The sequence below is a fragment of the Nonlabens sp. genome, assembly GCF_039941875.1.
GTDB lineage: Bacteria > Bacteroidota > Bacteroidia > Flavobacteriales > Flavobacteriaceae > Nonlabens.
On record NZ_JBDVDQ010000021.1, the window covers coordinates 1 to 14,969 of the forward strand.

Here is a 14,969-nt window from a genome sequence, read left to right on the forward strand (position 1 = left end):
ACCTATTCAAATGCACAAACAAAATCAATTAACAAGAAAAACATACAAATCAAAAAAATCTCAACGAAGCTAGCTTCATTGAGATTTAAATAATAAATTTAATCCTTTAATAATCTGTATCGGTTATTTAGGACTAGACATGGAATGATCTAAATTATTTTGCCTTATAGTACATCTTGTAGAAGTGGTTCATGATTAAAAAGACCATTGACATTGAGATGAAAAAACAAGAAAGTCCATCAATTCCGTTAAAATAATATAAAGTGATTACCGATATTAAAATGAGTAATTCAGTTACTAAAAAGAGCTTGCTATAAAATTTCATATTATCAATTTCTAAGCTTAAATATAGGTGAATTATAATCAAGACAAACCTCTTTTCATTTTCATTTTTTTTTGAATAAAATTCTTTTTAAATCTAAAATCTTGTTATCCATGAGAAAGCCCTAATTCCTCATACCACATACCACAAGCCTCATAGCTATTCATTATATTTGTCTCAACAAAGAAAAAAGCATGAAAGGATTAGTTACATTTTGCCGTTGGTTCGTTGGGGTATTATTTATTTTTAGTGGTTTAATTAAGTTAAATGACCCTTTAGGATTTTCTTATAAACTTGATGAATACTTTAGTGCAGCGGTATTAGGTTTAGAATTCTTACAGCCATTTGCATTACCTCTGGCTATCTTTTTAGTGATTTTTGAGGTGATCTTAGGAATCATGTTATTAATAGGATTTCAAAGAAAATTTACAATCTGGTCACTTTTATTGATGATCGGTTTCTTTACATTCCTAACTTTTTATTCTGCTTATTTTGATAAAGTAACAGACTGTGGTTGTTTTGGTGATGCTATACCACTAGTGCCATGGGAATCCTTTGCAAAAGACGTGGTGCTGTTAGTTATGATATTGATATTGTTTTTCAATATGGATAAATGGAAGTCCGCTTTCGGGAAAGCGAAATCCTCCATAATCATTCTCGTTTCTACCATCATTTGTTTTATAATCGCTTACTATGTATTGATGCATTTACCTATTCTAGATTTCAGAGCTTATAAAATAGGTACTGATATAGAGGTGGCCATGCAAGAAGACCCTAATCAACCAGATATATATGGTTATGACTGGTATTATACCGTAGATGGTAAAGAAGAAATAATTACTACAGATGGTCAGGTGCCAGAAGGTCGTCCAGGATATGATAAAGTAGAAACACGTATTATTCAAGAAGCAGCGCTTCCTAAAATTCATGACTTTTCTATAGAAAAAGGAGGAGAAGATTTTACGCAAGAGATTCTGGATAAGGAGAAAGTTGCCTTTGTTATGATTTATGATGTTTCAAAAATAGAAGAAGGTGGTATGGAAAAGCTCTCTAGTTTTACTGCGAGAGCACAAGCTGCTGGTTATGAAGTTATAGGTTTAAGCGCAAATGGTATCGAGCAATTAGAGCCGTTAATGGAATCTTATAATTTTAGCATTCCATTTTACACGACAGATGGAACACAATTAAAAACTGCTGTACGTTCTACACCAGCTGTTATGACTATTAAAAAAGGAGTAGTTGCAGGTAAATCTCACTGGAATGATTTTGAGAGTTTATCTCTATGATCAACTATGTGTTTAAAAAAATAGGATATGCATTACTGACTCTTTATGGAGTGGTAACTGTTATATTCTTATTATTCTACCTTTTACCTGGTGACCCTGCACAAATGATGTTGGGACAAAATGAGTCTGAAGAACAGCTGGCAAATGTGCGTGCCAAATATGGGCTGGATAAATCTATAGGCACGCAGTATTTGTATTTTTTAAATGACCTGTCTCCAGTTTCTTTTCATAGTACTAGCGAGAGTGATTTTACTTATGATAATGGTAAATATACTGGTGTAGATCTCTTTACTATAGAGACTACATCTACTTATTTTAAATGGCCTTATTTGAGAGAATCGTTTCAGAAAACAGGTAAAAAGGTAAGCTACATAATAGGAGAGACCTTGCCTAACACGATGATTCTTGCACTTGCGGCTATTAGTGTGGCTTTGGCTCTAGGATTGATTTTAGGAGTTATTTCTGCACTTTATAAAAACAGCTGGATAGACCAATCGATACAGGTAGTAAGTACCATGGGTATGAGTGTGCCTAGTTTTTTTAGTGCTATTATTTTTGCTTTTATCTTCGGTTATGTGCTTCATGAATTTACCGGTCTTAAAATGAGTGGTAGTCTATATGAGATGGATGATTATGGTGAGGCGATGCATTTACAGTGGCGCAACCTTATATTGCCAGCATTAGTTTTAGGAATAAGACCACTAGCGGTAATTTCTCAATTAATGAGAAACAGTCTATTAGAGGTAATGGGGCAAGAATACATTACTACAGCCTATGCAAAAGGTCTTACCACTCTACAGGTAATAAAAAGACATGCTTTTAAAAACGCACTTAACCCAGTTATTACTGCAGTAAGCGGTTGGTTTGCAAGCATGCTTGCAGGAGCAGTTTTTGTAGAATATATTTTTAACTGGAATGGAATAGGCAAGGAAATAGTAGAGGCACTCAACACACAAGATTTACCTGTTATTACAGGGGCTGTTCTTGTAATAGGAACGTTATTTATTCTTATCAATATTATGGTCGATTTAATTTATGTATGGTTAGACCCTCGAGTGAAGTTGGAGTAAATTATAAATTCTTATAGTCTTCTTAATAAACATCTGTACACAAACTTTATTCAATAATTAAAAGGCAATACCTTTGCAATCGCTTGCACAAGAGTATTAAAATAATCAATTTTGATATTATTGATAAGTTAACGACCTAAAAACAAACGCGATGAGAAAAAATATAGTAGCCGGAAACTGGAAAATGAATTGTGATCTTGCACAGACACAAGCTTTAATAACAGATTTAAAAAAAGGTCTAGTTAATGACGTTAATTGTGAATTAATGATAGCGCCATCTCATCCTTTTTTATACAATGCCTTTAATAGTACTTGCGATACGGTTATCGAGGTAGTAGCACAAAATGTTTGTGAAGCAGACAGTGGTGCATATACAGGAGAGATTTCTGTACCTATGTTGCAAAGTATAGGTATTAAGACAGTTATTATAGGTCACTCTGAACGTAGAGATAGTTATGGTGAGACAGATCAATTAATTGCTGCCAAAACTAAAGCGTCTCTTGAAAAAGGATTGCGAGTTATTTTTTGTTGTGGAGAACACCTAGAAGAACGTAAAGATGGTAACCATTTTGATACGGTAACTAAACAAATAGAACTAGGTCTTTTTGACTTAACTGCCGCACAAATGGAAAATGTAGTAATAGCTTATGAACCAGTATGGGCTATAGGTACAGGAGAAACGGCAAGTCCAGAGCAAGCACAAGAAATGCATGCACATTTACGTTCTTTTATAGAAACTAAATTTGGAAAAGAAACGGCAACTAATACCAGTATTCTTTACGGTGGTAGTGTAAAGCCAGCAAATGCTGCTGAGATTTTTGCAAAACCAGATGTAGACGGTGGATTAGTAGGTGGTGCATCTCTAGATGGGGCATCTTTCCTAGATATCGCAAATGCTTTTTAAGAAACTAATTCTATTATTATTTCTCACTATTGGCTTACCAGCAATAGCACAGACTGATTATGGTTTAAAAGTAGCTGTGGCTGCTCAAGAATTAACCAAAGATCATGTGATTTATAACGGTAGTTATTTTAGTATTCCTTATCCTGGTGGTGATGTGCCTGCAGAGTATGGCGTGTGTACAGACGTGGTCATAAGAACGTACAGAAAACTAGGTGTAGATTTACAGAAAGAAGTTCATGAGGACATGAAAAGACATTTTTCTCTTTACCCAAATAATTGGGGATTGAAAAAAACAGATACTAATATTGATCATAGAAGAGTACCCAACCTGCGTACGTTCTTTAAACGTAAAGGTGTAAGTATTGCGGTAACCCAAAATGCAAAAGATTATTTACCTGGTGATATTGTAAGCTGGACCTTGAGTAATGGACTTACTCATATAGGAATGGTTTCTAAAACCAAATCAAAAAATCAAAAAAGGTACCTAATGGTACATAATATAGGAGCAGGGCAAGTGCTAGAAGATTGCCTTTTTAATTTTAAAATTACAGGACATTACCGTTATGGAAAATAACACCACAGACCAGATTTATGTAGAGTACAACTTTACAGTTACACCACAATTGCCATGGAATGATGTTCTTATGGCACAACTAGGTGAGGTAGGTTTTGAGAGCTTTATAGAGACTGAAACAGGGATCAAGGCATATGTTTTAAAAACTACAGATGCTCCTACTATTCTCGATACAGTAGATATTATGAATAATGATTTATGTGATATCGCTTTCGCGAAAGCGGAAATACCACCAACGAATTGGAATGCAGAGTGGGAAAAGAATTTTAACCCTATCACAGTTAATAATAGATGTGAAGTGCGTGCGCCGTTTCATGAAGCTAGTGGTGTAGAGTATGACATTGTTATAGAACCTAAGATGAGTTTTGGTACAGGGCACCACCAAACAACACACATGATGATCGAACATTTACTTAATGAAAATGTAGAAAATCTAGAGGTCTTAGATATGGGAAGTGGTACAGGTGTATTGGGTATTCTTGCACAAATGAGAGGTGCTGCCAAAGTAGATGCTATCGATATAGATACCTGGTGTTATGAGAATGCACTTGAAAATGTGGAGCGTAATAAAACAGATAAGGTAGCTGTGATTCTAGGAGGAGCAGAGCAGCTAGAAGGTAAAACTTATGATTTTATAATCGCAAATATTAATAGAAATATACTGTTACAGGATATTCCTGTTTATGCAAAGAGTCTTAAAAAAGGAGGAACCATACTTTTCAGTGGTTTTTATGAAGATGACTTAGTTCATATTAAAAATAAATGTGAAGAAAACAATATTGTTTATGATACTCACCTTAAAAAAGACAATTGGATAGCCGCAAAAATGATAAAATCTTAATATAATCGTTTAAAAGTCGAAAAGTTTCAATGTATTTGATTAAATTTAGCCTATGAAAATGAGCACACAAGACCAGGTTCTTCCAGAACTAGATTTGGAAGTCTTGGAGCAAAAGGAAAATAAAATAGTCCTTTTTAATGATGAAGTAAATACCTTTGATCACGTGATAGACATGCTAGTAGCTGCCTGTGATCACACGCCTGTACAGGCAGAGCAATGTTCTCTTATAGTTCACTATAAAGGAAAATGTAATGTAAAAACAGGTGGTTATGATGATTTAGAACCGCGTTGTACCGCTTTATTAGAAGCTGGTTTAACCGCAGAGATTCAATAAAGATCTTGCTTTCCCCTTTTTATTCAAGTAGAATAAAAACATAAAAAATGCCTGTTTATAGCAGGCATTTTGTGTATTACATAATTTCAGTCTACATTGTTAAAAACCTGCTAGCTGCTCATAAAAAGCACCTATTTCATTCTTTTTATCAATTAGATGAATCTCTATAATCCAGTAGCGATCTTTACCATTCGTATCTTTTTGATTCATAGGTGAATGATTTTCAGGATGTATATAATTGGTTTTATCCTCACCGTCCAGTTGTTCATGAGGAAAATGCCCAATTAAATGACCAGCGATAGGGCCGCCATATTCCCATCCATTATTTAATGCTAGAATCGTGCAATATTGGTAGAGTTGTGCGCCGGTTATATTAGGGTTTTTAATTAGATAGTTATTTGCATCTTTCCACATATTTTCTACATCGTGCATTAATTTTATCTTACGTATATCATTACCTACTACATAAGTTCTACCAAAGTCTGCCTCCCAATCTTCTATAATAGGACCAAAGTCTATAAATATTATGTCGTCCTCTTTAATAGTAAGATCTTCCGGATTTTCATCATATGGATGCAGCGTGTTTTTACCTGCTCTAACTATGCGTTTGTGCCAGTATTTTTTGATTCCAAATAACTCATCTGCCAGTTCAAAAACTTCAGTATTAATTTGCTTTTCAGTTTTACCTGCTTTTATAAGTCTTTTATTTTCAATTTCTTGAAATAAAATAGCTGCTTTTTTTTCAGCTTTTTGAAGTTCTAGTAATGTGTCTGTCATAAAGTAAAAATAATGTTCCATTAATGTCCAGCATTATAATTTGCTTTAAATTAACTAAGCAGTAGTTCTATTATTTTAATTGGTTTAGTTAGTGTTAATTAATATATAAACTAACTACGATTAATAGTATTACTATTATGTTTGTTTGACAATTAAAAAATATGCATTCACTTTTAAAAAATCTTAAAGTTGAGATCAACGATAAGCTTTATCTTAAAGATCCAGAAAGTTCTGATCTAGGTAAACGTATAGTTAGTCACAGTATAGAGATGATTTATGACTTAGGTTTTGAACAATTCACTTTTAAGAAATTAGGAGTAGTTATAAAATCTAATGAGAGTTCTATTTATAGGTATTTTGAAAGTAAGCATAAGCTTTTATTGTATCTCACATCATGGTACTGGAGCTGGATAGAATACCAGCTGATTTTAGAAACCATGGTAATGACTACAGATCAGGACAAATTAGTTAAAGCAGTAGAAATTTTAACCCAAGAAGTTTCTCAAGATTCTAACTTTAGTCATATAAATGAAGTGCTTTTAAATAAAATAATCATTTCAGAGTTTTCTAAATCCTATCTAACAAAATCAGTAGATCAAGAGAATAAAGAAGGTTTTTTTGCTATTTATAAACGTCTAGTGGTGCGACTTAAGGATTTAATAATAGCAGTAGATGCAAGTTACAAATTTCCTTCTTCGTTAAGCAGCATGATTATAGACGGTGCTTTACATCAACATTTTTTAAAGGATCATTTTTCAGCCATCACAGACTGTAATAGTTATACTACGCCTACCCATTACTTTTTAGATTTAATTAATCAACTTATCATCACAAATGAAAAAAGATAAAAATATACTCACAGCATGGCAGCGTTTAATGCGCATGTTAGAAGTTGATAGAAAAGATATTAGACAGATTTTTTACTATGCGATTTTTGCTGGAGTAGTGGGGTTGTCCTTGCCTTTAGGGATACAGGCCATTATTAATCTTATACAAGGTGCTCAAATTAGTACATCGTGGATACTTCTTGTTGTTCTAGTAACCGCAGGTGTTGCCTTCGGTGGTGTACTGCAAATTATGCAAATAAGAATAACTGAAAACATACAGCAGAAAATTTTCACAAGATCTTCTTTTGATTTTGCTTTTAGATTTCCTAAAATTAAAATGAGCGAGCTGCGTGGTACATACCCACCAGAACTTGCTAATCGATTTTTTGATACACTGACCATTCAGAAAAGTCTTTCTAAATTATTAGTAGATTATCCTACGGCATTATTACAAATTTTATTAGGATTGCTTTTACTATCGTTTTACCACCCATTCTTTATCGTTTACGGTGTTTTACTAGTAGGTCTGGCTTATATATTATTTAAGTTTACAGCCGAAAAAGGTTTGGAAACCAGTATTTTAGAGTCTAAAAGTAAGTATAGAGTCGCTCACTGGTTGCAGGAAATTGCTAGATCATTAGTTAGTTTTAAACTTTCTGGCGTGACTAACCATGCGGTAGACAAAAACGACACGCTAGTTTCTAATTATCTTAATTATAGAGAACAACATTTTAAAGTTTTAGTAAGACAGGCTATTCAGCTTATAGGTTTTAAGGTTTTAATAACCGCAGGTTTACTTTTAATAGGTGGTTTGCTAGTATTAAGTCAGGAGATGAACATTGGGCAATTTGTCGCAGCAGAGCTTATTATCCTAATTATTATAGGTGCAGTAGAAAAGATAATTTCTGGGCTAGAATCATTTTACGATATGCTTACTTCTTTAGAAAAACTAGGTGAGGTAGTAGATAAGGAACTAGAACCTCAATCAGGAGAGCATCCCTTTGCTCAGGATCAAAGTTTTAGTGTAGAGTTAGATCAAGTAACCTATACAGTACCAGAAAGAACACAACCTATTCTCAATAATATATCCTTAAAAATATCAGAGAATTGTACCATTTTAGTAAATGGTGCAAACGGTAGTGGTAAGGCTACTCTATTAAGGTTAATTGCTGGTATTATAGAACCTACACAAGGTAGTATTTACGTGAATAATTCAGACTTAAGAGGTTTGGATCTTAATTATTATAGAGCAAATTTAGGGCAGTCTTTAAGTGAAGAAAGTCCTTTTGAAGGTACTTTGAGGGATAACATAACCTTTGGAGATGCTTCAGTTAATGACGAGCGTATATACTGGGCACTAGAAAAATTAGGACTGGTTAATTATCTCAAAAAATTACCGAAAGGACTGGATACGGTTATATTTCCAGAGGGTAAACAGTTAAGTTATACGGTAGCAAAGAAAATTGTTTTGGCACGTAGCATTGTCAGATATCCTAAGATGCTTATTCTCAAAGATCCATTAGATCAATTTGAAAAAGAAGAGTCTGCTAGAATTATGGACTTTTTAACTGATAAATCTAATGGCTGGTCTATTGTAGTGGTTAGTCAGAATAGAGAATGGATGAAGCGATGTGGCAGAATGATCACATTGCACAACGGTAAATTAATTTTAGATCAATAATTATGCTTAATATTTCTAAAAATAAACTTTCAAAAGATCTGGACTTAAATGATTTTAAGGCTGGTAGAAGAGTATTGAAGCGCAAGCATTTTAAATTCTTCAATAGATTTCTAGGTGGGTTTGCCATATTTGCCATCATTTTAATGTTTTTTCCCTGGACTCAAAACGTGAGTAGTAATGGGTATATTACCACATTAACACCAGAACAACGACCACTAACCTTACAGTCGCCCATCGCCGGTCGCATCGTAGAATGGTATGTAAAAGAAGGTGATAGAGTTATAAAAGGAGATACCATTTTAAAAATAAGCGAGGTTAAAAGTCAATACTTTGACCCTAATCTAGTAGATCGCACGGGACAACAAATAGATGCAAAATCTGCTAGTGTAGAATCTTATCGTGAGAAAATAGGCGCTCTAGATAACCAGATAGTTGCCATAAAAAGAGAGCGCGAGTTAAAGTTAGATCAGGCAAAAAATAAGTTGATCCAGTCTCGACTTAAAATAATTCAAGACAGTACCGATTTAGAAGCAGCAAAAAACGACGAGCAAATTGCTCAAACACAATTAACACGTACCGAGACCTTAGAAAAAGAAGGTTTTAAATCTCAGGCAGACGTAGAAGAGAAAAATCTAAAAGCTAGAACTACTGCTTCTAAAACGATATCTCAACAGCAAAAATTATTGCAAAGTAGAAATGCATTAATCAATGCAGAGATAGAACTTAACCGTATAAGACAAGAATATGCTGAGAAGATCGCAAAGGCTAGAAGTGACCAGTTCACAGCACAATCGAGTCAGTTAGATGTAGAAGCACAAGTAAGCAAGTTAGAATCTGACCGTACTAATTATCAAATTAGAAATGATCTGTATTTTGTAACTGCACCACAAGATGGTTTTATCAATAAAGCAATAAAAGGTGGTATAGGCGAGACTTTTAAAGATGGAGAGCCGCTTATCAATATCATGCCTACTAATTATGACCTAGCTGTAGAAACATTTATCGAACCTATAGATTTACCGCTTATGCACGTAGGAGAAGAGGTGCGTGTACAGTTCGATGGCTGGCCGGTGATTATATTTTCAGGATGGCCTAATGCGTCTTATGGTACCTATGGTGCAAAAGTTGTAGCAGTAGAAACATTCATTAGTGATAATGGAAAATACCGCGTACTACTCGCACCAGATGAGGAAGATCATGAATGGCCAGATGCTTTGCGTCCAGGCTCCGGTGCGCGCACCATTGCATTGTTAGAAGATGTGCCTATCTGGTATGAAATGTGGCGTAAACTCAACGGTTTCCCACCTAATTATTACACACCTCAAACTACTAAAAAAGATCAGAATGGGAAGAAATAAATCATTCTCTATTTGTTTTACGATAGTGTTATTCTTGTTTTCTCTTAGTATGATGGCGGTTCCGCTTTCGCGAAAGCGAGACCTACAACAACCTCCAGAAACTATATCTCTAGATACTACGGTAATGAGTCTTAGAGAGTTCTTAGGTTACGTAAAAAAACATCATCCAGTAGTGAAACAGGCAAATCTAGTAATAGACGAAGGTCAGGCGCAATTATTAAAAGCTCGTGGTGGTTTTGATCCTAAAATTGAGGTAGATTATAATCGTAAAGATTTTAAAGGAACTGAATATTATGATGAATTAAGCGGTGCTTTTAAAATTCCTACATGGTACGGTGTAGAGTTTAAAGCCGGCGCAGAACGTAATAAAGGTGAATTTTTAGATCCATCACTGACTGTTCCAGAAGATGGACTTTACAGTGCTGGTGTTAGCGTGCAATTAGGTCAGGGATTATGGATCAATGAGCGCATGGCAACCTTGAGAAAAGCAAAGTTATTTAAACAACAAACCCAGTCAGAAAAAGATTTACTGGTTAATGCTGTTATTTATGACGCGACACAAGTTTACTTTGAATGGTGGCAGGCATCTCAAGAGATCGATCTATTTAATGGTATTTTAAAAAATGCCAAAACTAGATTAAGAGGTATAAAACGCAGTGTAGAAACTGGAGATAAGGCTGTTATAGATTCTGTAGAAGCGCGTATTGCGGTTAAGAAAAGACTCTTAGGTTATGAGCAGGCAAAGATAGATTTTATAAAGAAAAGCCTAGAACTATCCAATTATCTATGGATAGACGATGTGCCGGTAGAGCTACAAGAAAATGTGATACCAGAAGAAGAGCTTATCTCTCAAATAGATGCGGCACTAGAAATTATGGGACAGTCTCTAGATCTTTTTACTGTAGATAATCATCCTAAAATTCTAGCTTTAAACCTTAAAATGGATCAATTAGAGGTAGATAAAAAGCTCAAAGCAAATAAGTTGTTGCCTAAAATAGAAGCAAGATATGATGTCTTATCGCCAGACTGGAACAATGCTAGTTCTTATAAATTAAGTGATTATAAAGCTGGAGTGAAATTTTCTGTACCTTTATTTTTAAGAAAAGAGCGTGGTGATTTAAAGCTAGCTCAAATTAAATTACAGGACGCAGAATACGATATTCTATCTTCTAGTCTAGCTATAGAGAATAAAATAAAAGGGATATTTAGTGAGATAGATTCTTACCTAGTGCAAAATGACATCACACAAGAGATAGAACAAGATTCTAGACTCATGCTCACTGCAGAGGAGCGTAAATTTGAATTAGGAGATAGCTCTCTTTTTTTAATCAACTCTAGAGAGACTAAATTAATAGAAGCCAGTCTTAAAAGGCTAGAAGTAGGTATGAAATTATTGGGCTCAAAAGCCCGATTATTTAATAGCCTTGCTATAGTGCCTGAGAATTTATAACTAGCTGTTTAAACAGTTAGTTATTTCCTTGTGCTTTTTGTCTATGGTATTCTTTAGAACTCTCACTAGTCAGTTCGTTAAGTTTATTTAATTCTTCTTTAGTAAGATCTCTATAAGTACCATGTGCTACATCTAGAGGAATATTCATGATGCGTACACGTTTTAATTTAGTCACGCGATAATCTAGATATTCACACATGCGACGTATCTGTCTGTTAAGTCCTTGTGTGAGGATTATTTTAAAAGTCTTGCGACCTATTTGTTCCACTTCACATTCCTTAGTAACCGTATCGAGAATAGGGATTCCAGAAGCCATTTTTTTAATGAAATCTTCATTAATCGTGCGGTCTACAGTAACTATGTATTCCTTACCATGGTTGTTACGAGAGCGCAATATCTTGTTCACGATATCGCCGTCGTTAGTAAGTAAAATTAGTCCTTCACTCATTTTATCCAGTCTGCCGATAGGAAAAATACGAGTAGGGTAGTTGATAAAATCTATAATGTTGTCTTTTTCTACACGTGTGTCTGTGGTACACACGATACCTACAGGTTTGTTAAAAGCAATGTAGACAGGCTTTTCCTTCTTTTTAGAAATAGACTCGCCATCTACAGCAACAGCATCTTGTGGCATTACTTTAGTACCCATTTCTGGCACTTTACCATTAATAGTTACACGTTCTTGCTCGATTAACTTATCTGCAGCGCGACGAGAGCAAAAACCTTGCTCACTTAGGTATTTATTAATACGTATTCCTGTAGTTTCTGACATGCTGCAAAGGTAGGATTTTGAACTATATTTTACATTCTACTTTTTAGACTTTAAAGATTATATATAATTGATAAATCCTTAATGATTAATATACTCATGTAACAAAAAATGTATAGATGCTACTTATAGTTAAATGCTATCATTATGGAAAAGAATCAAAATCAAAACAATAATCCCAATCAACAACAACAACAGTTTAGGCAGCAAGCCGGTTCACAGCAATACCAGCAGCATTTTTATAATTACATGCCTACAGATAATTTAAGCACCTTTGCAACATTACATTTAGTAAAAGGTATACTGACCATACTGTTTTCATTATTCTTTCTATTATACATGTTTATAGGTACGGCAATGACATTTGCACCTATGAATGGCGATGTAGATATGCCTTTTCATCCAGGTAATATATTTGTTATTATAGGTGGTTTAGGGTTTTTAATAACTGTAACTATTGGTATTTTGACACTTCTTGCAGGTAAGTATATTAAGGAAAGACGCAATTACAACTTCATTTTTGCGATAGCTATTATCAACTGTATTACGGGAGTTCTAGGTATTGTATTGGGTATTTTTACCATACTAGACTTGAATAAACCTCATGTGCAAGCCCAGTTTCAACCTGGATATGATCCTTTAAATCCGCTAAGTAATATTCAGTAATAGTTGTGTTTCGCTTTCGCGAAAGCGGAATCTACATCCATCTTTAATTAATTACCTATTTCTTTAATCAATTTGAGAGATGATAGCAGTACCTTTGCAATTAGAAATTAAATAGATAATGACTTTAGAACAATTCCTTACTGACATCTTATTCAAAGACCTAGACTATAAAGTCACTGAAGATGGCGTGCACGTTTTTCCATCAGAATCCTTTAGAGAGGTGATAGAAAGAGGTATGAAAAACGGTGTAGGAATGTATAAAGTTCTTGTGTGGAAAAAGGATGAGGTAGAACAAATACTTACTCACGATCAGTTTCTTAAAAAAGCAACTGACTTAAGATGGGCAAAAACAGCTTATTTTAAATATGCTCGAGAAGATGCAAACCATCAATTTAGTGGAGAGTTTAAAGTATCTGAAAAGTTATTACAGCGTGCGGCTCTGTTTGTTCCTAAAGTGAAGAAAAAAGACGAAGAAGAAGAGTAATCTTCTTAATTATAGTATTTAAAAACCAGCCGTTAGGCTGGTTTTTTTGTTTTCCCTCATTGGTATGCAGCGTTCACTCAATTAGAGTAGAAAGGACGCCGTAAATCATATACTTTTATTTTGTAAATTTAGTAACACCTAGATAGTTACTTGTAAAATAGAAATATTATGAAATCATACCAAATCAAATTTGACAATACATGTGACGAAGACTGGAGCCAGATGACACCAGATCAAAAAGGTAGGTTTTGTGATTTATGTTCAAAAAGCGTTATCGATTTTACAGGAAAAACTCCTGAAGAAGTATTGGTGTATTTAAAAGCAAATAAAAACACTTGTGGTAGAATGTCTTCTAATCAGTTGCGACAGCCAGTAATAATAGCAGATAAAAACTATTTTCAAATCCCTTATTCTAAGACAGCAGCCAGTTTAATGATGGCAGCAAGTTTAGGCGCAGTCACTTTAGGTAATGCGCAAACTAATCCATTAAACGTAAGAGAACCTTTTGAAAAAGTGATCGACGCTTATGAGAATGGTGAACAGAATAGAACTACTTCATTAAATAATACTTCAGAAGAAGCTGCTGCTACTTCAAAAGTTGAAGAAATGGTTCAAATAAAAGGAACTATAAAATCTAAAGAAAGAAGAAAAAGCATAGAAAACGCAAAAATCACTTTTTATGGACTAACTGATTATGTAACCACCTATTCTGACGCGCAAGGAAATTATGTTTTAAAAGTCCCTGCTCATTTAATTAAGGATAAAAACTTAGTGACTTATGAGTTTCATGAAATTAAAAAAATAGAAAGAGAAAACAACGGTCTTATATATAATGCTCATTTTGAACTTAAAAACGTAATTATCGCAAAAACTGATTTAGGAAAGAGTCAAGATGTTCTAGCTAACTATATGGTAATGATGTTAGGAGGTATTGGGCATTATAGAAACGAGGATCCTCAACCTTTAGTGCTAGTAAACGGAGCAACAGTAACTTATAGCAAATTTAAAAGAAACAGGTATGGTAAGGACACTGACATAAATTTTAAATCTATGCATAGTGTTTATGTTGAAGAAGCCATGGCCAAGGAATTATTCGGTAGTAAAGCTGAAGATGGTGCTTTTCTCTTTTATGATAAACTAAGCAAATAATTACTTCACAATATCCCTCAATATTTTAATATGATGGTGTGTGTGTATTCCCATAAACTTAATCGTGTCCTCCAGATTTAACCACCCAAAAAGTGGGTGTCTAAAAGTTTTATTACTAGGTAATGCGTCTAAACTTTTAATCGCATTTACTGCTTTATTGAGTTCTGTAAGTAGATCTTCTTTAGTCTTTATATTTTGCGGTAAGGTTTGTTTAGGTGCGCGGCCTTTACCTCTAGGTATGTAACCAGTTTTCATTATAATGAATTTGGTAAAAGAAAATTTAGGTTGGTAGTCTCCAGGATTAGAGTGTTCTAATACCTCGCAAATAGAGTTCAATATTTGTAAACTATGATCTATGTGCCAGTAAGTTCCTTTTTTAGAGACCTTATCATTTATAAGGTCTCCTTTATAAATAAAGGATTTGATTTCGATTAATTGTTCATTTAATTGATCTGACATAATAGAAGGGTGATTTAA

General features: G+C 34.1%; 16 protein-coding genes. 13 read left to right on the plus strand and 3 right to left on the minus strand.

The annotated features are described in order from the left end of the window. Nucleotides 1-516: 516 nt before the first annotated feature. The 6 genes from ABJF08_RS12280 (at nucleotide 517) to ABJF08_RS12305 (ending at nucleotide 5,331) form a co-directional block, all read left to right on the plus strand. Nucleotides 517-1,608 carry a BT_3928 family protein gene (locus ABJF08_RS12280; protein WP_348116528.1) on the plus strand — a complete coding sequence of 364 codons (1,092 nt, stop codon included), beginning with the start codon at nucleotides 517-519 and terminating at the stop codon, nucleotides 1,606-1,608. Beyond that, nucleotides 1,605-2,678, plus strand: a complete 1,074-nt coding sequence (locus ABJF08_RS12285) for an ABC transporter permease (protein WP_348116530.1) — start codon at nucleotides 1,605-1,607, stop codon at nucleotides 2,676-2,678. The genes ABJF08_RS12280 and ABJF08_RS12285 overlap by 4 nt, the downstream gene beginning before the upstream one ends. Before the next feature lie 151 nt (nucleotides 2,679-2,829). After that, nucleotides 2,830-3,582: a triose-phosphate isomerase gene (gene tpiA / locus ABJF08_RS12290; RefSeq protein ID WP_348116532.1), complete on the plus strand. Its 753-nt coding sequence runs from the start codon at nucleotides 2,830-2,832 to the stop codon at nucleotides 3,580-3,582. Further along, complete coding sequence (locus ABJF08_RS12295; RefSeq protein WP_348116533.1) at nucleotides 3,572-4,156, plus strand: DUF1287 domain-containing protein; 585 nt, start codon at nucleotides 3,572-3,574, stop codon at nucleotides 4,154-4,156. Before tpiA ends, ABJF08_RS12295 begins: the two co-directional genes overlap by 11 nt. Next, nucleotides 4,146-4,997, plus strand: a complete 852-nt coding sequence (gene prmA, locus ABJF08_RS12300; protein ID WP_348116534.1) for a 50S ribosomal protein L11 methyltransferase — start codon at nucleotides 4,146-4,148, stop codon at nucleotides 4,995-4,997. The genes ABJF08_RS12295 and prmA overlap by 11 nt, the downstream gene beginning before the upstream one ends. Before the next feature lie 58 nt (nucleotides 4,998-5,055). Next, on the plus strand, nucleotides 5,056-5,331 hold the full coding sequence (locus ABJF08_RS12305; RefSeq protein ID WP_348116610.1) for an ATP-dependent Clp protease adaptor ClpS: 276 nt from the start codon (nucleotides 5,056-5,058) through the stop codon (nucleotides 5,329-5,331). Between the two features lie 99 nt (nucleotides 5,332-5,430). On the opposite strand, the gene ABJF08_RS12310 is transcribed toward ABJF08_RS12305, so the two are convergent. Continuing rightward, nucleotides 5,431-6,108: a M24 family metallopeptidase gene (locus ABJF08_RS12310; RefSeq protein ID WP_348116535.1), complete on the minus strand. Its 678-nt coding sequence runs from the start codon at nucleotides 6,106-6,108 to the stop codon at nucleotides 5,431-5,433. A gap of 161 nt (nucleotides 6,109-6,269) precedes the next feature. Between ABJF08_RS12310 and ABJF08_RS12315 the strand changes: the two genes are divergently transcribed. The 4 genes from ABJF08_RS12315 to ABJF08_RS12330 are packed head-to-tail and all read left to right on the plus strand — an operon-like array spanning nucleotide 6,270 to nucleotide 11,424. Continuing rightward, complete coding sequence (locus tag ABJF08_RS12315) at nucleotides 6,270-6,956, plus strand: TetR/AcrR family transcriptional regulator (protein WP_348116536.1); 687 nt, start codon at nucleotides 6,270-6,272, stop codon at nucleotides 6,954-6,956. Beyond that, nucleotides 6,943-8,616 carry an ATP-binding cassette domain-containing protein gene (locus ABJF08_RS12320; protein WP_348116537.1) on the plus strand — a complete coding sequence of 558 codons (1,674 nt, stop codon included), beginning with the start codon at nucleotides 6,943-6,945 and terminating at the stop codon, nucleotides 8,614-8,616. The genes ABJF08_RS12315 and ABJF08_RS12320 overlap by 14 nt, the downstream gene beginning before the upstream one ends. Nucleotides 8,617-8,618: 2 nt before the next feature. Next, nucleotides 8,619-9,974: an HlyD family efflux transporter periplasmic adaptor subunit gene (locus tag ABJF08_RS12325; protein WP_348116538.1), complete on the plus strand. Its 1,356-nt coding sequence runs from the start codon at nucleotides 8,619-8,621 to the stop codon at nucleotides 9,972-9,974. Then, nucleotides 9,961-11,424 (plus strand): TolC family protein, encoded by a 1,464-nt coding sequence (locus tag ABJF08_RS12330; RefSeq protein ID WP_348116539.1) that lies wholly within the window; start codon nucleotides 9,961-9,963, stop codon nucleotides 11,422-11,424. The genes ABJF08_RS12325 and ABJF08_RS12330 overlap by 14 nt, the downstream gene beginning before the upstream one ends. 16 nt (nucleotides 11,425-11,440) lie before the next feature. Here ABJF08_RS12330 and rluF read toward each other — a convergent pair whose 3' ends face one another. Continuing rightward, nucleotides 11,441-12,196, minus strand: a complete 756-nt coding sequence (rluF, locus tag ABJF08_RS12335; RefSeq protein ID WP_348116540.1) for a 23S rRNA pseudouridine(2604) synthase RluF — start codon at nucleotides 12,194-12,196, stop codon at nucleotides 11,441-11,443. A 144-nt stretch (nucleotides 12,197-12,340) separates the two neighbouring features. Between rluF and ABJF08_RS12340 the strand changes: the two genes are divergently transcribed. The 3 genes from ABJF08_RS12340 (at nucleotide 12,341) to ABJF08_RS12350 (ending at nucleotide 14,492) form a co-directional block, all read left to right on the plus strand. Continuing rightward, nucleotides 12,341-12,859: a hypothetical protein gene (locus ABJF08_RS12340; protein WP_348116541.1), complete on the plus strand. Its 519-nt coding sequence runs from the start codon at nucleotides 12,341-12,343 to the stop codon at nucleotides 12,857-12,859. Between the two features lie 118 nt (nucleotides 12,860-12,977). Next, nucleotides 12,978-13,343 carry a hypothetical protein gene (locus ABJF08_RS12345; RefSeq protein WP_348116542.1) on the plus strand — a complete coding sequence of 122 codons (366 nt, stop codon included), beginning with the start codon at nucleotides 12,978-12,980 and terminating at the stop codon, nucleotides 13,341-13,343. A gap of 168 nt (nucleotides 13,344-13,511) precedes the next feature. Beyond that, nucleotides 13,512-14,492, plus strand: coding sequence for a hypothetical protein (locus tag ABJF08_RS12350; protein WP_348116543.1), 981 nt, complete (start codon nucleotides 13,512-13,514; stop codon nucleotides 14,490-14,492). Here the strand turns inward: ABJF08_RS12350 and ABJF08_RS12355 are convergent, their stop codons facing one another. Then, nucleotides 14,493-14,951 carry a hypothetical protein gene (locus ABJF08_RS12355; RefSeq protein WP_348116544.1) on the minus strand — a complete coding sequence of 153 codons (459 nt, stop codon included), beginning with the start codon at nucleotides 14,949-14,951 and terminating at the stop codon, nucleotides 14,493-14,495. Between the last annotated feature and the right edge of the window lie 18 nt (nucleotides 14,952-14,969).